Source organism: Mucilaginibacter sp., from assembly GCF_041088075.1.
Taxonomy (GTDB): Bacteria; Bacteroidota; Bacteroidia; order Sphingobacteriales; family Sphingobacteriaceae; genus Mucilaginibacter_A.
In genome coordinates this window covers 1-19901 of the sequence record NZ_JBGCVY010000050.1, presented here as the reverse complement: position 1 = coordinate 19901, position 19901 = coordinate 1, and the positions used below count along the sequence as shown (strand labels likewise).

Here is a 19901-nt window from a genome sequence, read left to right as displayed (position 1 = left end):
GACACAAAAAAAATTATATAAATCGAATCCAAATTTATAAATTTATAGGGACTATAAACTTTTACACTTAAAAATGCTAACACAATGAAAACGAGAATCTTAAAAGGTATTGTAATGATGAGTGCAGTTGTATTGGGGGCTTGTACAACTACCAAATATGCTGCTCAGCAAAAAGATTACAACGATGATGTGTATTTTTCTAAAGCAAAAGCCGGCGACCAGGTAGAATATGCCAGCAATGACCGCTCTTACCGCAACGATGGCTATTACGACAATTATGCATCGCGTATCAACCGTTTCGGCAGTTATTCGCCATTTGCTTATGATGGCTTTTATAACTCTTACTACGGTGCAGGTTTGGGATTAGGCTTAGGCTACGGGTTAGGCTCTTTGTATTCGCCGTTCTATTCCCCATACTCTTTTTACTCACCATATTCTATTTATTCACCATACTCTTTTTATGGCGGCGGTTATGGTTATGGTCTTGGCGGTTATGGTTACGGAGGTTTGTATTCTGCTTACGGCGTTGGTTCCGGCACAGGAAGGCCAAACAGGGGCAATGGCAACCCAAATGCCGGTTATAACGGTGTTTATAATGGTATGAACCGTGGCTCTTCTGTGATCAACGGAAGAAGCAGCTACAATCCCGGAAGGAACACGGTAGGCGGAAACACTTATAACAACAATGGCGGTTATAGCCAAAGGCCAGCCAGACAAGACATTCCTCAACGTTCTGCCCCTACTTACAATACTCCAGCCCCTTCTTCTTTTGGTGGCGGTGGTGGTTTTGGCGGCGGTGGCCGTTCTGGCGGTGGTGGCGGTGGCCGTCCAGGCAGAGGATAAAAAACACGCAAGCTTTCTTCTTTCTCTCTTATAAAATAATATGAATTTAAAATATGCCTTAACAGGGGTCGCTATAGTAGCGGCCTCTCAGGTTTCCTATGCCCAATACAGCGGCGATGCTTTTCGCTTTTCGCAAACACAAACTGGTGCCACGGCACGTATCAAAGCTATCGGCGGCGCTTCTACCGCAGTTGGCGGAGATTTGAGTTCGGTAAGCGGAAACCCGGCCGGTCTTGGTTTTTTTACTAAATCAGAGCTGAGTGTTACACCAGAATTTAACGGTTCTAAAGTAGAATCAAATTATTTTGGCCAAAACAATAACAGCAATAAAAATCAGGTTAACTTAAACAATGCATCTGTTGTATTTTATAACCGTTTAAGCACGCCCCGCGGCCGAGACAAAACCAAAGGCTGGTTAAGTTTTAACCTGGGCGCTTCTTATAACCGCACCAATAATTTTTATCAAAATACTTATTATGCTGGTAGAAACCCAAATGGCTCTATCTCTGATTATTATGCACAGTTAGCAAACAAAGAAGTTGCACAATATGGCAACTTTGCTTCTAATGATAATACTTTGCAGGCTTGGGCTGTAAACCAGCAATTGAGTGCTCTTTATGACGCCAGTCCTACCAGCCCAAAGGGTTACTATTCTAATGTAACCTCTTTAAATAATAGTCAAAACAATTCGGTTGTTACCAGCGGTGGCCAGTCCGAAATTAGTTTATCAGGTGGTGCCAATTACAGTAATAAATTGTATTTAGGTTTTGGCATTGGTATAACAGATTTGAGGTTTAACAGAACAAGCGTATTCAATGAAACTGGAACATCTTCGATTTACCCAAATAACAACTTTAATACTGCACCGGTTCCTGCTGCATATAGTTCCCAGTATTTTCAAAATCAGATAACTACTGGTACCGGTTTTAATGCCAGAGTTGGTTTTATTTATAAACCGGTTGAAGCAGTTCGGATTGGTGTTACTTATACTTCGCCAACCTGGATGACAATTGCAGATAGCTACTTAGAAGGCTTGCAAACTCAATATGCGCAAAGTGGGGTAATATCTAACAGTAGCAACCCTGGTGATTATGATGTTACTTATAACTTGCGCACACCTATGAAAGTTAGCGGTGGTGTGGCGGTGTTTGTTGGAAAATATGGTTTTATTTCCGGCGATGTGGAATACGTAGATTATAAAGGAATGCATTTAAGCAGCGGCGATTATGACAACAGTCAGGACAATACCGATCTTTCTACCCTTTATAAATCAACTGTAAATGCACGTGTAGGTGCCGAGGCAAAACTGGAAGATTTCTTTATCAGGGGCGGTTTTAATTATCAGGGAAACCCGCAAGTTGGTATCGGCAGCCCGATAAAAACAACCAGTGCAGGTTTAGGTTATCGTTTCGGCAAATATTATGTTGATGCTACCTATCAGTATATTACACGAAGCACAACGATTTATCCTTATCAGTTTGATCCGATATATTCTACAGATGCTAGCCCGGCCGCAAACTTAAAAAACACTTACAACAATGCTTTCCTGACTTTAGGAATGCGTTTTTAAGAACAAAACCTCAAAACATAAATGTAAGGCCGCTGTAAAAAACAGCGGCCTTTTTTTATGCCATAAAAGAAGTATCAGCAATTAACAAGACCTTAGCAGAACGAAAATTATTATGGCTTACAAAAACCTGCAACACTTTATAGAAACGCTTGAAAAAGCCGGAGAACTGGTGCGCATCAAAGAAAAAGTTGATCCTAAATTAGAGATCACAGAAATTACCGACCGGGTTTCCAAGCAGTATGGCCCGGCTTTATTATTTGAAAATACCGGTTATGATTTCCCGGTTTTAATCAATTCCATGGGCAATTACAAACGGATGTGCATGGCTTTGGGCGTTGATTCGATGGATGATATTTCAAAAGAAATTGAAGGCTTGTTTAAAACATTGACCGGCCCGAAAGACAGTATTTTAGATAAGCTAAAAATGCTGCCGAAGTTGGGCCAGATTTCTTCCTGGATGCCAAAAACCGTTTCCGGGAAAGGTGCTTGCCAGGAAGTGGTGATGCAAAACCCGGACATTACCAGACTGCCGGTTTTAACCTGTTGGCCAGAAGATGGCGGCCCGTTTGTTACGCTTCCCGTGATCCACACCAAAGACCCTTTAACCGGCATCCGCAATGTGGGCATGTACAGGATGCAGGTTTTCGAACCAAAACTAACTGGAATGCATTGGCACAAGCACAAAGTTTCTGCACGGCATTTTCAGGAATATAAAAAGTTAGGTCAAAAAATGCCGGTTGCCGTAGCGTTGGGAGGCGATCCGGTTTATACGTATGCTGCAACTGCCCCGCTTCCTGATGGTATTGACGAATATATGCTGGCCGGTTTTCTTCGGAAGAAAAAAGTAGAACTGGTGCAGTGTTTAACCCAAGACGTACAAGTTCCTGCTGATGCTGATTTTATCATTGAAGGTTATGTTAACCCCGAAGAAGATTACATTTGGGAAGGCCCGTTTGGCGACCATACCGGTTATTATTCGCTGGCTGATTGGTATCCGCGTTTCCATATCACAGCTATTACGCATCGAAAAAATGCGGTTTATCCGGCAACTATTGTCGGTATTCCGCCGCAGGAAGATGCCTGGATTGGCAAAGCAACCGAACGTATTTTCCTTGCGCCAATCAAAATGACGATGGTTCCCGAAATTGTAGATATGGTTTTGCCGATGGAAGGCGTTTTCCATAACCTGGCTATCGTCAAAATCAAAAAAGACTATCCGGGACAAGCCATGAAAGTGATGAACTCACTTTGGGGCGCCGGGCAAATGATGTTTACCAAAATGATTGTGGTGGTTGATGGAGACGTGGATATTCAAAACAATGAAGAAGTTGCCCGCTACATTTCTACCAATGTTGACCCGCAGCAAGATTTTGTTTTTACTTCCGGGCCGATGGACGTGCTGGACCATTCCTGCTCCAAAGCTTCTTTTGGCGGAAAAATGGGTATTGATGCCACGCAAAAACTTCCGGAAGAATTAAGGACTGATGAAAAAGTACCGATAAAAGAAGCATCAACCTTAAACAAAGAAGCGGTTAAAATTCAAAATCCTGCAATCACTGCCATCAATGATTCTTTGCTTGCAATGGGCATTTCTTTGGTTTTTATCGCTGTTGAGAAAACAGAGCCAAACCAGATCGAAGACCTCAACCAAAACCTGTTCAGGCAAGGTTTACTGGATGAAGTAAAAGTTGTCATCTACCTTGACCATACCATTGATATTTCCGACACGGCCGATGCGGTTTGGCGTTTTGCAAACAACATTGACCCGAAACGTGATGCTTTTGTGGTGAAATCGAAGAATAACCAAAGCTTTTCGCACATTGGTTTTGATGGCACACGCAAGACGAAAGAACTGGACGGTTTTGAGCGCGACTGGCCAAACATCCTGGCCAATACCACCGAAGTCATCGAAAAAGTTGATGAAATGTGGCCGCGTTTAGGTTTAGGCGAATTTATCAAATCGCCATCTTTAAAATACCAGAAACAATTGTACAAAGGCGGGGCGGTGGTTTTGGAGTAATGCTTCTTTTATCGGCATAAAATTGGTGTGGTTTTAGGTTTGGGTTATCAGCCTAAAACCCACAACCGGTAACCCAAAACCAACAACTGATCTTTTGTAAAATGTATGGCAAATCAATTAAAAGTAATTATTGATCAACCTTTTTCCGGGCTGATTTGGAAACTGGAAACTGATACTGAAAACGACCTGATCTACATCGAAACCCGGAACGAAAAAGAACATTCGGCCGGTTTTTCTTCCCTCAACTTAAAAACCGGTAAACTGAATTTTTCGGAACTGGTTTCCGAAGAAAAATGGCTGGTGGGTTTGAGCGGCGGCCGCAAAGGCATACTGTTTTTACATGGCTATTTATCGGATCAAACGCCGGAGCACAAAGCCATTATTGCTTTGAATGGCGAAACCGGAAAACAGCTTTGGACAAACTACAATTTATCGCTCGAAACTTTTACACAACAAGGTTTGCTGGCCGCCGATCAGCGTTTTCAATCCAAACGTTTGGTTTTGCTGGATGAGAAAACCGGAAACGTAAAAACTGGAATTGATTTGAATGATTTGGCGGACGATGTTCAGCCGATCCAAATCCCGCAGATGCTTCTTTTACCGCCCCAAAATCTGGCTGCCCTGATTGCCGGAACAATAACCGGCGGGATTAGCTGTTTTAATTACAATCCGTACTTAATTATATCTTTGCACACGCAAAAAAACGAAGGGTATTTGCAGCAGCTTTTTGTGGTTGAAAACGAAGCAATTATCTACCAGGATTTATTGAACGAACAGATACAAAAACTGCAGCCCGAAGCGTTTGTAGTGATTAAAAATTATTTGGTTTACATCAAAAATAAATCAACCCTGAAAGTATTAAACCTTGAACAATAGGAACTTAAAATGATAAAGATTAAAAATTTAGCCGTTGTACTTCTTTTATCCAGCCTTTCCAGTCCGATTTTTGCCCGCACTTTAACTGATTCTGTTGGCGTAGAAAACCAGAACGGCAAGATGGTTATTTTGCATAAATTAGACCCGAAAGACAATTACTATTCCATCGCCCGCCGCTACAATGTTCGGCCAAAAGAAGTGATGGACTACAACAACAACGCCAAAATGCAAATCGGCGCGATTATCAAAGTGCCGACCGACCGCCCTTTCGCCGCCAATAATACACCGGTAAAAACAGCATCGCCGGCAAATCAACCGAATAACAAACCGGCACAAAACGCAGTAACTAATACAAATACGGGCAACACACCAGCTTCAACAAACCCGGAATATACGCAATACAAGGTTTCGGCAGGAGAAACGTTGTATGCCATTTCCAAACGTTTCCAGGTTAAGGTTGATGATATTATCGCCTGGAACAACTTGAAAAGCAACAGTTTGAATGCTGGCCAGATGCTGCAGATTAAACGGCAAGCCGAACCACAAGTTACAGCAACAGTTCCGCCAGTGATCACAACGCCGCCCGCACAAACGCCAACAACGGTAGTAAAAGACAACACGATGAAAAGGGACTCGACGCGTGTTATCGGTTCGGATAGCTCCGGCAGCAACCGCCGTTTGCCCAACAACCGTTACGGCTTGACCGAGAAAAACGAAAAAGGTACGGCCGTTTGGATCAGCGACCCGAATTTAGACCCGAAAAAGAAGTATGTGCTGCACCGCACGGCCCCTGTTGGCACGATCATCAAAATCACCAACCCCAATACCAACCGCACTACTTTTGCCAAAGTGGTAGGCAGTTTCACCGAAAACGAAACCAATAAAGATGCCATTGTGGTGATGACGAAAGACGTGGCCGAATCGTTAGGCGCAATTGATAAACGCTTTTACGTCAATTTAAGCTACGGCAGTCCGAACCCGTAATGAAGAACAAACCTTATGTAATTGGTATTGCAGGCGGAAGCGGATCGGGGAAAACGTTTTTTTTGAACTGCTTTTTAGCGCATTTTTCGAGGGAAGAAGTGTGTTTGATTTCGCAGGACGATTACTACATCCCGGTTGCCGAAGGGATGACGGCCGAGGAAAACAAACTGTACAACTTTGATTTGCCTGCAACTATTGATGAAGCTGCTTTTATTGCCGATGCCCAAAAGCTGCTGAATTACGAAACGGTTTACAAAAAGGAATACACGTTTAACAATCCAACGGCTGTGCCAAAAATGCTGGAAATTAAACCGGCACCGGTGGTGATTATTGAAGGTTTGTTTATCCTGCATTTTGAAGCAATGGCAAAAATGCTGGACTTAAAAATCTTTATTGATACCGAAGAAGAAGTGGCCTTGCACCGCCGCTTGAAACGCGATTTGCTGGAACGCGGCTACTCGGAAGAGGACGTGCGCTATAAATGGGTTAACCATGTACTGCCGTCGTACAAAGAATTTCTGCTTCCATACAAACCTGTTTGCCATAAAATTGTGCTGAACAATACGCAAATTGCAGAAGATATTATCCGGGTAACAAAGGAGATTTCGGAAGAGGTTCGGGAAAAGGTTTTGGGGTAGAATTATCCTATTTATTCGTGATGCTTCTTTTATCACCTTAAAAATGGCAAGTGTTTTGTTTATTTAAATTGTGAGGCAAATACCAATTTTTATAGGGTAAAAGAAGCATCAACTTAAAAAAGCGGGCAAAAGTTTCTCTCAAAACACTTCTAAATAATTACAAGTTTGCAGCTTCAATTTCTTTTGTGAGTGCCTGAACATTTACAGGAAGTTGTGTTGCTGTTTTGCTATAACTTCCATCTTTTTTTATGATAATGTAGGTAGGATAACCCGTTGATTTAACTTTTCCCATAATATCGTTGGTTAAGGCAGGATTAGCTAAAATCTGCATCCCTTCGATCTGGAAATAGGCAATAGCTTTTTTCCACTCTTGCTCTCGTTTTATATCCATATTTGCGACATAAATGAAGTTGACGTTTTTACCTTTAAAGTGCTCTTCTAACTTTTTAGCATTTTTTTCTATTTCCTTTCTGCATGGAGAACACCAAGTACCCCACATATCCACCAGCGCAACTTTACCTTTTGTTATTGCCAGTACATCTTTAAATGTGTTAAGCTGTGTGCCATTGTTCTTAACAAAAATTGTTTTACTGCTGAAGCCTTTCTGCTGCTTGCTAATTATTGCGGCAATCGGGGCATTAAATTCCTTTAAATAGGCACTATGCGGATATTCCTTTTTAAAGTAATTAAATATCGAAACAACGGCCGGATAATCAGCGCGAGCAGAGAATCTATATTTTATTGCTTGAGCGTATGCATACTCGGAAGCTTTACCTGTAAAGTATTTGTCAACAATTTTTTTAGTAATAATACCTAAATACCAACTCTTATAAGCGCTATCTCCTTTTACGGGATCGGTATGAAACCACTGCTTATAATTATAATATAATGCAGGGTGATTCTGATATTCCATCTGGTAAGCTTCCGTTTCACGTAACATAAAATCATCAACCAATTGGTCATAATTGCAAATGTTTAATGCCTCATCATTGCTTAATTTTACTGTTGCAAACAGGCTGTCTTGAATCCTCAGCCAAGGTTTTAATTCTTCTTTTGGCTTGAAAAAGTTATTATTATGACTAAACGCATAATAGTTAGAAGGAACAAAATATTTTAAATTATCAGTAGCATTTTTGATGAAAGCATCAGAAGGTTTGTTTGCTTTGATATAATTGGCCAATATGCTTTTATTGAGCAAATATTGTTTGTTAAGTGCAGCAATTACCCGATCAGGATTTTTGTCGCCATGAAATGGTTGGGTAACTCCGTTAGTCAAGGCAAAAATTTCAGGCTGATTATTGTTGCTGCCCTTGCCGGTTACTGTTACCGCATTATTTTTTTTAGCAAAATCGGCCGATAAAAAAAGCTCGTCTCCCGGCGATAAAAAAAGACACCACTTAATCAAACTATTGGTTAAAGGATATAAAACAAGATAAGTTGGCTTATTGGTAACTACGGTATACGATGCTGACCCATGCGTATCTAAATTAAGTGTGGTAAATTTATTTTTCGTCAGATCATATCGCAATTCCGGGTCAATTACACTAATTGACCCTTTAAAGTTCTTAACCATAATATGCACTGTTGCGCTTTTGGGAGGAGTACATGCTGACAGCAATAAACCCATCAAGATACTGGTGATAAAAGTCTTCATCATAAGTTGTAATTAATTAAACTATTTTCAAACTAGCCTTAAAAAATATAGGTTTGTAATTCAGGTTGAATCTAAAACTAAATTTTTAAGAATAAAAGGATTTGGAAAAATTTAATTAATCAATGCTTCTTTTACCCCTATAAATTCATCCAACCTTGCCCGCATAACAAACTTGGTGGATAAAGCCCAACTTTTCCATTACTGCAGGTGTAATTACAAAAGGATAAAGATCAATATGCCCCATGCTGCGGTTGATGCTGTTCATGGCGAAACTCATGGGCAGCCAGGTGGCGATGATTTCGTCGAAATCGGCAATTGTATAAGGTTCCTGCTTTACGTCCACATCCAAATGGTCTTCCGGTTTTGCGATCTTTGGATGAACACTCAAACCAAAAGCATAACCGGTTTGAAGCGTGTCCATGATGTGCAGGTAATGCGCCCAGGTTTCGGCCCAGTCTTCCCAAGCATGGCTACTGGCGTACGAACTGATGAAACGGTTGTTCCAATCAGCAGGGGCGCCGTTCTCGTAGTGTTTTTGCAAAGCCTGGCCGTAATCTTCGCGGTCATCGCCAAAAAGCTTTCTAAACTCTTCTAAATAGACGGAATCGGCAATCAGCCTGTCCCAATAATAATGGCCAACCTCGTGCCGGAAATGGCCGATCAAAGTGCGGTAAGGCTCTTTCATCGCTTTGCGCGATTTCTCGCGTTCCACATCATCGGCTTCTACAATATTCAACGTGATTAAACCATTATCATGCCCGGTCAAAACGCGTGGCTTTCCTTTTAAATCGGCCAAAAAATCAAAGGTTAAACCTTTTTCAGCATCCTCATTTTTGCTGAGTAAAGGTAGTTTCATCTTTAATAAACTATAAACCAGTCGGTGCTTGGCATTTTCTATAAGCAGCCATTGGCGGGCAGTTTCGGGCTTGCTCAAGTTTGGAATGGTGCTGTTTAAATCGCAGGCATCACAATACGGATTTGGACTGTCATTTTTAACCAGCCAATTGCAAACGCCAAACTGGTGGTTTAAACAGTAACGGTAAGTTTGGCCAGGTTTATCATAGATGCTGTAAATGCCCGTGCTTTGGATAACTAAAGGGTACAATTTTAAATCCTGCGCATCAAAGCCCAGCGGGTAATTGCATTGCACACAACTCACATTTTCAAAATATAAGATTTGCCTGCAGTGTGTGCACTTAAAAATTTCCATGAAACTGAATTGATCATTTTGCTTCTACAAACCCCTTTTGCCGGTTTTTGATTTTTATAAAATAATTTTTAACCATTTGCTTAAAATTAGGTTGTAAAAGAAGTATGGCCTGCATTTGCCCACAACCCCAGCCGCATCCTTTCAACAGCAAAACCAGCCCGGCAATTTCCTTTTGATAATTCTATGTATAAAAATTTTATCTTTTTTATCTTCACTTTGCTGTGTGCCGGTTCGGCTTCGGCACAAACCGATACTTCCAAAAATTTGCACGAAGTAACAATCAAAGCTTATCTTTCACAGCAACCGCTTTTAACCGTTCCGGCCGCGGTTGGTAGTTTGGATACGAGGGAACTACAAATCCAGTCCAGCTTTTCTTTGGTTCCGGCGATGAATACGATTTCCGGCGTTAGGATGGAAGAACGTTCGCCGGGAAGTTACCGCTTGTCTATCCGCGGCAGTTTGCTTCGTTCGCCTTTTGGCATCCGCAATGTTAAAATTTATATGGATGAGTTTTCTTTGACCGATGCCGGCGGAAATACTTACCTCAACCTGCTCGACCTCAATGCCATTCAAAACATTACGGTTTTGCGCGGACCAGACGGAAGTTTGTATGGCGCAAATTCCGGCGGTGTAGTTTTGATTGACCCTTTTGGCGCGCACCAGCATCAAAGTACGGCTTCGGTTGGTTTTGATGCCGGTTCTTACAACAGCTATCGCGAAAATATAGTGCTAAAAGAAGCATCAAAAAACAACCAGCTAAACCTCAGCCAAAGCTGGCAGCATTCGGATGGTTACCGGCAAAACAGTGCTTTGACCCGGAAGTTTATCCAGGCTGCCGATAACTTCATTTATTCGGCAAAAGGGCAACTGAAAGCGCTTTTTTTGTATTCTGATTTGGATTATCAAACGCCCGGCGGCTTAACGCTTGCCCAATTTCTGCAAAAACCGGAAGCGGCAAGGCCGGCAACGGCAACCTTGCCAGGCGTGATCGAACAACACGCAGCCGTTTACAATAAAACTGTTTTTGGCGGAGTTTCTAACGAAGCTTTTTATCTGCCAAATTTAAAACATGTGGTTTCGGTTTATGGGATGCACACCAATTTTGATAATCCATACATTACCAATGAAGAAGTCCGGTTGGAAAACACGGTTGGTTTGCGCACTTATTTTGAACTGAGCGGCAATCCAAAAGAAAACTTGGATTGGAAGTTTAACCTCGGCACAGAACTGCAGCAAACCCGATCCAACATCAACAATTACGATAACAACAAAGGCACGCGCGGCAATTTGCAGGCGGCCAGTAATATTTTGACTAAACAATCTTTTTATTTTTCGCGATTTGCGGCAACCATCCTCAAAAAAATACATGCAGAAGCAGCATTGAGTTTGAACAATTACCAGTATGATTTTACGGATGTTGGTTCTGCCGCTGGCAACAACCGTTTTAAACCGGTGCTGATGCCGCGTTTGGCTTTGTCTTATCAGGTAACCCAAAGTTTTGCCTGGCGCGCAACGGTCAGCCGCGGTTATTCTACGCCTTCTACTGCCGAAGTAAGGCCAAGCAGCAACATCATCAACAATAGTTTGCAGGCCGAAAAAGGCTGGAATTACGAGCTTGGTTTCCGCAGGCAAAGCCAAAACACACGTTTTAACATGGATGCTTCCGTTTTTTATTACCGTTTGAACAATGCGATTGTTCGCCGTTTAAATGATGACGGAACAGAATTTTATTTAAACGCTGGCGGAACCAACCAATTGGGTTTGGAAGCAAGAACGAGCTACCAATTTATCAAACCAAACGAAACTGATTTTTTAAGAAGTTTGAAACTGAGCAATAGTTTGGCCTTGAGCAAATTCCGCTTTCGAGATTATTTTAATGCAACCAATAATTATTCGGGAAATAAGCTGACTGGCGTGCCAAATGTAGTTTCGGTAAGTCAATTAGACATTGCATTTCCTGCTGGAACCTATTTTTTCGCGCAGCATAATTATACTTCTAAAATCCCGCTGAATGATGAAAATTTGGCTTTTGCAAAAGCTTATCATCTTGTTCGGTTAAAAGCCGGTTGGAACAAAAGCCTCAGCCAAAAAACAAGCTTGAATATTTATGCGGGAATTGATAACTTGTTGAATCAGCATTACAGTTTAGGCAACGATTTGAATGCTGTTGGAAATAGGTTTTACAATGCTGCGCCGCTAAGAAATTGGTTTGCGGGGGTTAATGTGCAGTTTTAAAAAACGCAATGCTGTTTTTATGGGCATAAAAACAGTATCGCTTGCAGAAGGGAACTATAATCTTTGGTTCAATCTAAGTAACTACCAATAGCAATTGTTTTAACTACTTCAACCCCATTTTATCAAGTTCTACAGAAGAGCAATTATCTAAAACATTAACTTCATCTGATGCAATCTTGCTTTGTTGTATTGTAGCCTTGCGCAACATCACTTGCCTTCTCGTTTCTTTATTCTTGATACGGTTTAAAGCCCAGTTATTCCAATCTTTATCAGAAAAATTGTTTAACACTTCATCAAACTGCTTGTTTAATAAACCCCAATCAGCCATAATTTTTACTTTCTTTATAATATTACTTACAGACAATATTTTTTATAAACTCGAAATTAGAAATAACATCAGGATCATTAACCCGTATTTGTATCCTCTTTTTGTAGAAAAACCCTTTTACTTCTAAAGTACTTCCGCTCCCAGCTATATCCTGAAATCGAATTACTTTAATATTTTCCCAGGGATTAGTATCTGCAATAAAATCATTAAATTCCTCAAGTGTTGGTTTTTTCCCAAATTTTCCCTGAAATATTTTTGCAAACTTTTCAATATTGTTTACATAATTATAATAATCGTACTCGTTAAAAACAGTGTCTATAAACTCTTCTTGCTTAAAAGTCAATTTAGATTTAAATATACAAAATTGGCTTGATTCATTTTTTTTAAAATATTTTTGCTGAAATCCCCAAACCTCTGAAAATTCAAAATCCTGCCAAAAATAAAAGCCATCTCCCAACCAATGATCACTACCTTCTGCTAAACAAGGAAATTTTAATATAACATCTCTTACCTCTTGGGTGTGGTAAACTTCCAATTCCATTTTAATTACGCTACTTTATACTTTTGTAATGACAACGCTTCCAGTAAAAACTAGTAGATCCAACAGAGCTTACTTTTTAAACCGGCACTTTCGTTTATAATTAATTTGTATATAAAGTTTTTTAACCTTTTTTTTCTGGCCGTATTTCTTGGGTTGATGCTTCTTTTATCGCATAAAAATTGGTGCCTTTACCGGTCTTAAATAAATCAAAAATCAGGCAATATAAATTTTATGCGGTAAAAGAAGCATGGCGTAAAGCACAAAAGAATAAGTTTAAACAAGTTTTATAATTAATCTTACTGCTTCACAAAATTATAAACCACGTAACCCGTTTTTCCACCATACTGAACAGGCGATTTTAATGTCATGGTGTTGGCCGTCATAGAAGTAATCAGCAAACGGTAACCATCTTCCACATTCTTAGGTTTGTCTTTATCAAACAACATTTTGAAATTGAATTCCGGCCCGCTTGTGCCATTGGCAAAAGACCAGTAAATGTTTTGTGTGAAGCCAACCTGGCAGCCGCTTTGCGTATTGTTGATCATGAAAGAACCGCTGCCGCTGTTGGTGAGTTTCCAGTTGCTGTTTTCAAAGCATTTATAAGGTGCGGTGTTGAAAACGGATTGAACGGCTTGTGGCAGCAAACCATCTAAAGTAACCGCACTTACGCCCCAATTGCCCGAAATATTGCCACGGGAAATGGAATTTGGGTTCTTTTTTAAAGTGGAACAGGCGGAGAAAATCAAGGCAACCAACATTACAGTTGCTGTTTTTAATAAGGTCTTTTTCATATTGATTTTGGTTTAGTAAACTGTTAACACATAACCACTTTTTTTGTTGATAAAAGAAGCATCAGCAATTAATTTCGTTGCGCTCGATCCAGGATTGATAGATTTCCTCAAAAACCGTTTGCAAAGATTTGGTGATCTGCCAATTTGGATAATGCGCCTGCATCTTCCGCAAATCGCTGTAATAACAAACATGGTCGCCAATGCGGTTCATGTCGCTGTACGTGTATTGCATTTCCTTTCCGCTGATGTTGGAAATCAGATCAAAAGCTTCGAGAATAGAACAGGTATTGTCTTTTCCGCCGCCCAAATTATAAACTTCGGCAATGCGCGGCGCTTTGATAAATTCTTCGATAAAACGCGCCACATCAAACGAATGAATGTTATCGCGGACCTGTTTTCCTTTATAACCAAAAACGGTATAAGGCTTTTCTTCGAGATTACATTTGATGAGGTAACTTAAAAAACCATGTAATTCTACGCCCGTATGATTGGGTCCGGTCAGGCAGCCGCCGCGCAAACAAGCAGTTGGCATGTTAAAATAACGGCCGTACTCCTGCACCGATATATCTGCCGAAACCTTGGAAGCCCCAAAAAGCGAATGTTTGGTTTGATCAATGCGGAAATTCTCGGCAATGCCATGTTCAAAGTTTGGATCAGCATAATCCCAACGTTTTTCCAGTTCCACCATTTCAATTTCGTTTGGCGCATCGCCATAAACTTTATTGGTGGACATGTGGACAAACGGAACTTCGGTATTGTACCTCCTGGTAGCTTCTAAAAGGTTAAAAGTACCAACGGCATTGGTATCAAAATCATCAAAAGGAATGGCCGCGGCACGGTCATGGCTCGGTTGCGCGGCCGTATGCACAATGGCGTCCGGTTTAATGGTTTTGATGAGACTGATCACTCCGTTACGATCCCGAATATCCAGTTCATGGTGATGAAAATTGGTGATCTTACTTTTCAACCGGCTTTCGTTCCAGCGCGTATCGCCATTGGCACCAAAAAAAACGGCTCGTTGGTTGTTGTCAATACCGTGGATTTCCCAGCCTAAATCAGCAAAATGAATACAAACTTCTGAACCTATTAATCCGGAAGAGCCGGTTACCAATAATTTTTTCATATCTAAATATCAACTGTTTGTATGAGTTTTAATTTAAAAGGTTTCAGAAAAGTATTTTATGTGAGAAATAATTACAGCCTTCCGTCCGCTTCACCAGCTTTCAATGCTCCTTTTACATCATAAATTATGGCGCGCTGCTGGTTTTTAAGCTGATGCAAATCTAATTCCTGAAATTCCTGATGCGCAACGGCCAGAACAATCGCATCGTAATTATTTTTCAATTGTTCGGGATGATTTAGCGTTGCAAAACCGTATTCCTGCTTCACTTCCTCCGGATCTGCCCAGGGATCATAAACGGTTAAATCAGTTTCAAACTCCTCAAAAACACGGATAATATCTATGACACGCGTGTTGCGCACATCGGGGCAATTTTCCTTAAAAGTAAAACCCAAAATCAAAACTTTGGCATTTTTAACCGGAATATCTTTTTTCACCATCAGCTTAATCACTTCCAAAGCAATGTAAGCGCCCATGCCGTCGTTCAACCTTCTTCCAGCCAAAATAATTTCAGGGTGATAACCAACTTCCTGCGCTTTTTGTGCCAAATAATACGGGTCAATTCCGGTACAATGTCCGCCAACCAAGCCCGGTTTAAATTTCAAAAAGTTCCATTTGGTGCTCGCGGCTTCCAAAACTTCGCCGGTATCAATGCCCATCAAATTAAAAATCTTGGCCAGTTCGTTTACAAAAGCAATGTTGATGTCGCGTTGCGAATTTTCGATCACTTTTGCGGCTTCGGCAACACGGATGCTGGGCGCGAGATGCGTTCCGGCAATTACAATCGTTTGGTACAATTCGTTAACAAAAACAGCAGCTTCGGGCGTAGAACCTGAAGTTATTTTTTTAATGTTGACCAGCGTATGTTCTTTATCACCGGGATTGATTCGCTCGGGCGAATATCCTGCAAAAAAATCCCGGTTAAATTTAAGCCCGGAAGTTGCTTCCAAAACCGGCACACATTCATCTTCGGTAACGCCGGGATAAACGGTGGATTCGTAAATCACCAAACCGCCTTTTTTCAACGCTTTTCCAACCAAAACCGATGCTTCTTTTATCAGCCTTAAATCGGGGCGGTTGTGCTTGTCGGTTGGCGTTGGCACGGCCACAATGAAAACGTTGCAGTCCGTTAAACTTTCAGGATCATCCGTACAAAAAAGTTTTCCCGTTGGCGATAAAACCGCTTGTAAACGTTCGGCTTCCACTTCGCGTGTGCGGTCGAAACCGGTCAGCAAACCTTGTATCCGTTTCGCGTTTACATCAAAACCAACCACTTCCTGTTTCGCTGCAAATTCTACCGCCAAAGGCAAACCCACGTAGCCCAAACCAATAACCGCAATTTTAACCTGGGCCGGTTTTTGGTAAACAGAATTTAGTTTTGGAGAAACGGTTTGAGGCATTGATGAATAAAGATTGGCAAATATATAATTTAGGGACGCAAAAAATTGCCTGCTAAAAGAAGCATCATCAGGAATTGTAGATTTGGTATACTCCTTTTACCGTGCATTTTTCGGCATCGCCAACCAAAATCGTGGCGATCTTTTTTTCGATCATCACGCTTTCTGCTTCGCTGATAAATTCATCTTCGGCAATAATAATGGGGTTTGGGTTGAAAATAGCACGGATTTTTAAGGTTGAAGTATCCGGGAAACGCAGCAGGCCACGGCGCAAATCGCCGTCGGTTAAAATGCCTTCTGCTTTTTCTTCGCTGCCAATAATCACCAAACCTAAACGCCCGGCCGACATCAACAAAATTAGGTCGGTAAAAGAAGCATTGGCTTCGATGAACGGCAAATTGTCCGTCCGCATCAAATCTTTCACGCGCGTTACCAGTTTGCGGCCCAAACTTCCGCCGGGATGAAAACGGGCAAAATCTTCCTGCAAAAAATTCCGTGCTTCCATTAAAGCGATGGCCAAGGCATCGCCCAAAACCAGCATTGCTGTGGTAGATGAAGTTGGCGCCAGCAACAGCGGACAAGCTTCCTGCGTAATCATCACTTTCAAACAGCAATCTGTATTTTTAGCTAAAGTAGAATCCGGGTTGCCGGTGATGGCAATAATCTTATTTTGATGCCATTTTAAAAAAGGAATAATTTTGAGCACTTCATCCGTTTCCCCCGAAAAAGAAATCAAAACCAAGATATCGTGTTGGCTGATGATGCCCAGATCGCCATGAAAAGCCTCACTTGGATGCAAAAAATAAGCTGGCGTACCGGTGCTGGAAAGCGTGGCAACGATCTTTTTTCCGATCAAACCAGATTTACCGATTCCTGATACAATTATTTTCCCCTGCGTTTGCAAGATCAACTCGACCGCCTCGTCAAAAGCTTCATCTAACTGATTGATAACTTGTTGCAGCGATTCTATTTCGGTTTGAAACACGCGCCGGGCAACTGCTAATCGGCTATTCTGCATCGGCCAATTCCCTGATTAAGCTTTCCACATCGTTTAAATAAAGCATGTTTGGCCCGTCGCTCAAAGCATGGTCAGGGTCAGGATGTGCCTCCATGAAATAACCATTGGCACCAAACGCTTTTGCCGCCCGTGCCATGGAAGGGACGAATTTACGGTCGCCACCGGTTTTCCCTCCTGCCCCGCCCGGGCGTTGTACCGAATGCGTGCAATCCATGCAAACCGGATGGCCGAAAGCTTTCATATCATCCAAATTCCTGAAATCAACCACCAAATTATTATAGCCAAAGGAGTTACCGCGTTCTGTCAAAATGATTTGGTTATTGCCTGCTTCGGCTACTTTTTGTGCGGGATAAAACATATCCTGACCGGACAAAAACTGCGCTTTTTTGATGTTTACGATTTTACCAGTTTCGGCAGCAGCAACCAACAAATCCGTTTGCCGGCATAAAAAAGCAGGGATTTGCAACACATCCACTACTTCGGCTGCAATTTTAGCTTGAAAAGGTTCGTGGATATCGGTGGTAACCGGCAAACCAAATTCCGCTTTTACAGCCTGCAACATTTCCATGCCTTTTTCTATCCCCGGCCCGCGGTAAGATTTAATGGACGTGCGGTTGGCCTTATCAAAAGAAGATTTAAAAATGATGTTCACCTTTAACTTTTCGCGGATGGTAACCAGTTTTTCGGCCACTAAAAACAGCAGTTCGCGGTTTTCCATGACGCAGGGGCCAACTATAAAAAAGGGTTTGGTTTGGAAAAGGCTGTAATCCATTGGAGGTTTTATTTGAATCAGAAGCCAAAGATAGGAGTTGAAGCAGAAAAATGGGCAGCTTGTTTAGAATTACGGCTGATTAGTAATGACCTTTTAAAGAGTGGATCATTATTTTTTCATCTTGCAACTCATAAACTAGCCGATGCTCCAGGTTTATCCTTCTTGACCATAATCCACTTAAATCATGTTTAAGCATTTCAGGTTTCCCAATCCCTTCAAATGGTTTTTCGGAAATAGCTTCAATTAATTGAGTTATCTTTTTTAAAACTGCTTTGTTTCCGCTTTTAACCCAAAAATCTAAATCTGCTTTGGCCTGAGGTTGAAAGACTATTTGCACAGTTCTTTCAATTCATCAATTGTTATCACCGTGCCTTTTCCATCTTTCATATCCTGTTGAGATTGTTTGATCTTTGCCACAAACTTTGGGTCATAAGGACTTTTTTCTGTTTCAAAATCAACTTTCAAAGCTTTGGCCAAAGCTTTAAAAACAGATAACTGCTCTTTATTTTTAGGATGTAGGATTAAGGTTTCCATATTTCAAATTTATGACTTTTATCCTTGATGATTGTGAGATTAAAAGAAATGGAATTTGTTTGGTTAAAATCAGAAGCCAAAGATAGGAGTTGAATTAGGAAAAGTAATGGACTGAAGTTGAATTAAACTCTGGTGTTAATCCTTCTTTTATCACATCAGGTACATCTTCAGCTTACAGAAATTCTTCTTGTAACCTCAAAAGTTTATCCGCATTACCATGAGCCAGCTTCTCAATTTGTTGATTGGGCAAATCAAGGCTGTTCAAAAACTCAACACCCATTTCATTGGTACTAAAAGGATAATCTACTGAAAACATAATATTATCTATCCCGAATGTATCAATAGCTATTCTTAACGGCGGTTCTGTAAAAAAGCCGCTGGTAGTAATGTACAATTGCTCGTGAAAAGTCTCTATGAGGCCACGTTGGTTCGCCCCACCGTTACCAGGCTTAAATGCACGGTCTGATCGTACCATCATCATTGGCAGCATTTCTCCCATGTGTCCAATAATGATTTTTAACTTTGGATAAGTATCAAAAATACCTGCTGCAAGCAAGCGTAATACATGCAATGCTGTTTCTGAATGCCAACCCCAACCATAACAGGCAAGCGCTTCTACCAACCCCGGCTTATTTGATAGGTTACTATAATAAGTATCTGCCACACTTTTTGGCGGTAAACCCGGATGCAAATAAATAGGTACTTCGAGCTTTTCCGCCCGTTCTAATACAGGTGCAAATTTTGGATGGTCTAAAAACAAATCCTCGGTTAACCCTCTAATCATCGTCCCTCGAAATCCAAATTCTTTAACGGTTCGTTCAAGCTCTTCGGCTGCTGCAAAAGGAGCCGTCATAGGAAGATTTGCAAAGGCCGTAAAACGATCTGTATAACCAGCAATTTTTTCGGCAATGAGGTTATTGTATTGAAAAGCAAATGCAGGGCCATCTTCAGGACTTAACAGGTTAGCGCCAAAACTGTCAACAGAAAGAACTTGCATGGCTATTCCGTTTTCATTCATTGATGTTAATCGTTCATTGGTTATATCCGCCAGTTTAGGCGCAATTTTTTGCATTGCAGGAGACTGCCCAAAACTTCCTAAAACCTCTTCTGAGATCAGCTTTGTCATTTCAGGAAAAGAAACATGCTCTTCAAGTGTTACAATTCTCATAGTCTTTTTTATAGATAGAAATATATGTTGTTTAACTAATTGGCTGGTAATTTATTTTTAACGAAGTTGTTTAAACTTTTTTTCTTGACCCCCTCTTTTTTTGGCTGATGCTTCTTTTACCCCATAAAAATTGGTGTCTGCATCAGCCTAAACAAATCAAAACAAATGCCCACCAATTTTTAGGCGATAAAAGAAGCATCGT

Annotated in this window: 19 protein-coding genes; 7 read left to right on the top strand and 12 right to left on the bottom strand. The window is 41.1% G+C overall.

Annotation, left to right across the window (positions count from 1 at the left end; translation table 11 throughout):
• Nucleotides 1-84 precede the first annotated feature (84 nt).
• The 6 genes from V5804_RS12540 (at nucleotide 85) to V5804_RS12515 (ending at nucleotide 6931) form a co-directional block, all read left to right on the top strand.
• Nucleotides 85-843 carry a hypothetical protein gene (locus tag V5804_RS12540; RefSeq protein WP_369591736.1) on the top strand — a complete coding sequence of 253 codons (759 nt, stop codon included), beginning with the start codon at nucleotides 85-87 and terminating at the stop codon, nucleotides 841-843.
• 40 nt (nucleotides 844-883) lie between these two features.
• Entirely contained in the window at nucleotides 884-2413 is a 1530-nt protein-coding gene (locus tag V5804_RS12535) for an OmpP1/FadL family transporter (RefSeq protein WP_369591735.1), read from the top strand.
• Between the two features lie 112 nt (nucleotides 2414-2525).
• Nucleotides 2526-4433 carry a menaquinone biosynthesis decarboxylase gene (locus V5804_RS12530; RefSeq protein ID WP_369591734.1) on the top strand — a complete coding sequence of 636 codons (1908 nt, stop codon included), beginning with the start codon at nucleotides 2526-2528 and terminating at the stop codon, nucleotides 4431-4433.
• Nucleotides 4434-4538: 105 nt separating this feature from the next.
• On the top strand, nucleotides 4539-5309 hold the full coding sequence (locus tag V5804_RS12525; RefSeq protein WP_369591733.1) for a DUF4905 domain-containing protein: 771 nt from the start codon (nucleotides 4539-4541) through the stop codon (nucleotides 5307-5309).
• A 9-nt stretch (nucleotides 5310-5318) separates the two neighbouring features.
• Nucleotides 5319-6293 (top strand): LysM peptidoglycan-binding domain-containing protein, encoded by a 975-nt coding sequence (locus V5804_RS12520; protein WP_369591732.1) that lies wholly within the window; start codon nucleotides 5319-5321, stop codon nucleotides 6291-6293.
• Nucleotides 6293-6931 (top strand): uridine kinase, encoded by a 639-nt coding sequence (locus V5804_RS12515; protein WP_369591731.1) that lies wholly within the window; start codon nucleotides 6293-6295, stop codon nucleotides 6929-6931. Before V5804_RS12520 ends, V5804_RS12515 begins: the two co-directional genes overlap by 1 nt.
• A gap of 157 nt (nucleotides 6932-7088) precedes the next feature.
• On the opposite strand, the gene V5804_RS12510 is transcribed toward V5804_RS12515, so the two are convergent.
• Nucleotides 7089-8588, bottom strand: coding sequence for a TlpA family protein disulfide reductase (locus tag V5804_RS12510; protein ID WP_369591730.1), 1500 nt, complete (start codon nucleotides 8586-8588; stop codon nucleotides 7089-7091).
• A 142-nt stretch (nucleotides 8589-8730) separates the two neighbouring features.
• Nucleotides 8731-9795: a putative zinc-binding metallopeptidase gene (locus V5804_RS12505; RefSeq protein ID WP_369591729.1), complete on the bottom strand. Its 1065-nt coding sequence runs from the start codon at nucleotides 9793-9795 to the stop codon at nucleotides 8731-8733.
• A 183-nt stretch (nucleotides 9796-9978) separates the two neighbouring features.
• Here V5804_RS12505 and V5804_RS12500 point away from each other — a divergent pair, with 183 nt between their 5' ends.
• Nucleotides 9979-12030, top strand: a complete 2052-nt coding sequence (locus V5804_RS12500; protein ID WP_369591728.1) for a TonB-dependent receptor — start codon at nucleotides 9979-9981, stop codon at nucleotides 12028-12030.
• A 103-nt stretch (nucleotides 12031-12133) separates the two neighbouring features.
• Here the strand turns inward: V5804_RS12500 and V5804_RS12495 are convergent, their stop codons facing one another.
• The 10 genes from V5804_RS12495 to V5804_RS12450 all read right to left on the bottom strand — a co-directional run bounded on the left by V5804_RS12495 (nucleotide 12134) and on the right by V5804_RS12450 (nucleotide 19699).
• Nucleotides 12134-12394, bottom strand: a complete 261-nt coding sequence (locus tag V5804_RS12495) for a hypothetical protein (RefSeq protein WP_369591727.1) — start codon at nucleotides 12392-12394, stop codon at nucleotides 12134-12136.
• Nucleotides 12381-12899, bottom strand: coding sequence for a hypothetical protein (locus V5804_RS12490; RefSeq protein ID WP_369591726.1), 519 nt, complete (start codon nucleotides 12897-12899; stop codon nucleotides 12381-12383). The genes V5804_RS12495 and V5804_RS12490 overlap by 14 nt, the downstream gene beginning before the upstream one ends.
• Before the next feature lie 296 nt (nucleotides 12900-13195).
• Nucleotides 13196-13690 carry a hypothetical protein gene (locus V5804_RS12485; protein WP_369591725.1) on the bottom strand — a complete coding sequence of 165 codons (495 nt, stop codon included), beginning with the start codon at nucleotides 13688-13690 and terminating at the stop codon, nucleotides 13196-13198.
• 61 nt (nucleotides 13691-13751) lie between these two features.
• Nucleotides 13752-14813: an NAD-dependent epimerase/dehydratase family protein gene (locus V5804_RS12480; RefSeq protein ID WP_369591724.1), complete on the bottom strand. Its 1062-nt coding sequence runs from the start codon at nucleotides 14811-14813 to the stop codon at nucleotides 13752-13754.
• 71 nt (nucleotides 14814-14884) lie between these two features.
• Nucleotides 14885-16210, bottom strand: coding sequence for a nucleotide sugar dehydrogenase (locus V5804_RS12475; protein ID WP_369591723.1), 1326 nt, complete (start codon nucleotides 16208-16210; stop codon nucleotides 14885-14887).
• A 67-nt stretch (nucleotides 16211-16277) separates the two neighbouring features.
• Nucleotides 16278-17225, bottom strand: a complete 948-nt coding sequence (locus V5804_RS12470; protein WP_369591722.1) for an SIS domain-containing protein — start codon at nucleotides 17223-17225, stop codon at nucleotides 16278-16280.
• Nucleotides 17215-17997, bottom strand: coding sequence for a 3-deoxy-8-phosphooctulonate synthase (gene kdsA / locus V5804_RS12465; RefSeq protein ID WP_369591721.1), 783 nt, complete (start codon nucleotides 17995-17997; stop codon nucleotides 17215-17217). Before kdsA ends, V5804_RS12470 begins: the two co-directional genes overlap by 11 nt.
• A gap of 79 nt (nucleotides 17998-18076) precedes the next feature.
• Nucleotides 18077-18334 carry a Txe/YoeB family addiction module toxin gene (locus V5804_RS12460; RefSeq protein WP_369591720.1) on the bottom strand — a complete coding sequence of 86 codons (258 nt, stop codon included), beginning with the start codon at nucleotides 18332-18334 and terminating at the stop codon, nucleotides 18077-18079.
• The gene (locus V5804_RS12455) at nucleotides 18325-18531 is read right to left on the bottom strand and encodes a DUF2683 family protein (RefSeq protein WP_369591719.1); all 207 of its coding nucleotides are present in this window, start codon (nucleotides 18529-18531) and stop codon (nucleotides 18325-18327) included. Before V5804_RS12455 ends, V5804_RS12460 begins: the two co-directional genes overlap by 10 nt.
• Before the next feature lie 172 nt (nucleotides 18532-18703).
• Nucleotides 18704-19699 carry an amidohydrolase family protein gene (locus V5804_RS12450; RefSeq protein ID WP_369591718.1) on the bottom strand — a complete coding sequence of 332 codons (996 nt, stop codon included), beginning with the start codon at nucleotides 19697-19699 and terminating at the stop codon, nucleotides 18704-18706.
• Nucleotides 19700-19901: the final 202 nt, after the last annotated feature.

Bases quoted from the DNA above. Each gene is read 5' to 3' on its own strand.
- V5804_RS12540 (WP_369591736.1), top strand. From the start codon at position 85: ATGAAAACGAGAATCTTAAAAGGTATTGTAATGATGAGTGCAGTTGTA.
- V5804_RS12535 (WP_369591735.1), top strand. From the start codon at position 884: ATGAATTTAAAATATGCCTTAACAGGGGTCGCTATAGTAGCGGCCTCT.
- V5804_RS12530 (WP_369591734.1), top strand. From the start codon at position 2,526: ATGGCTTACAAAAACCTGCAACACTTTATAGAAACGCTTGAAAAAGCC.
- V5804_RS12525 (WP_369591733.1), top strand. From the start codon at position 4,539: ATGGCAAATCAATTAAAAGTAATTATTGATCAACCTTTTTCCGGGCTG.
- V5804_RS12520 (WP_369591732.1), top strand. From the start codon at position 5,319: ATGATAAAGATTAAAAATTTAGCCGTTGTACTTCTTTTATCCAGCCTT.
- V5804_RS12515 (WP_369591731.1), top strand. From the start codon at position 6,293: ATGAAGAACAAACCTTATGTAATTGGTATTGCAGGCGGAAGCGGATCG.
- V5804_RS12510 (WP_369591730.1), bottom strand. From the start codon at position 8,588: ATGATGAAGACTTTTATCACCAGTATCTTGATGGGTTTATTGCTGTCA.
- V5804_RS12505 (WP_369591729.1), bottom strand. From the start codon at position 9,795: ATGGAAATTTTTAAGTGCACACACTGCAGGCAAATCTTATATTTTGAA.
- V5804_RS12500 (WP_369591728.1), top strand. From the start codon at position 9,979: ATGTATAAAAATTTTATCTTTTTTATCTTCACTTTGCTGTGTGCCGGT.
- V5804_RS12490 (WP_369591726.1), bottom strand. From the start codon at position 12,899: ATGGAATTGGAAGTTTACCACACCCAAGAGGTAAGAGATGTTATATTA.
- V5804_RS12485 (WP_369591725.1), bottom strand. From the start codon at position 13,690: ATGAAAAAGACCTTATTAAAAACAGCAACTGTAATGTTGGTTGCCTTG.
- V5804_RS12480 (WP_369591724.1), bottom strand. From the start codon at position 14,813: ATGAAAAAATTATTGGTAACCGGCTCTTCCGGATTAATAGGTTCAGAA.
- V5804_RS12475 (WP_369591723.1), bottom strand. From the start codon at position 16,210: ATGCCTCAAACCGTTTCTCCAAAACTAAATTCTGTTTACCAAAAACCG.
- V5804_RS12470 (WP_369591722.1), bottom strand. From the start codon at position 17,225: ATGCAGAATAGCCGATTAGCAGTTGCCCGGCGCGTGTTTCAAACCGAA.
- kdsA (WP_369591721.1), bottom strand. From the start codon at position 17,997: ATGGATTACAGCCTTTTCCAAACCAAACCCTTTTTTATAGTTGGCCCC.
- V5804_RS12455 (WP_369591719.1), bottom strand. From the start codon at position 18,531: ATGGAAACCTTAATCCTACATCCTAAAAATAAAGAGCAGTTATCTGTT.
- V5804_RS12450 (WP_369591718.1), bottom strand. From the start codon at position 19,699: ATGAGAATTGTAACACTTGAAGAGCATGTTTCTTTTCCTGAAATGACA.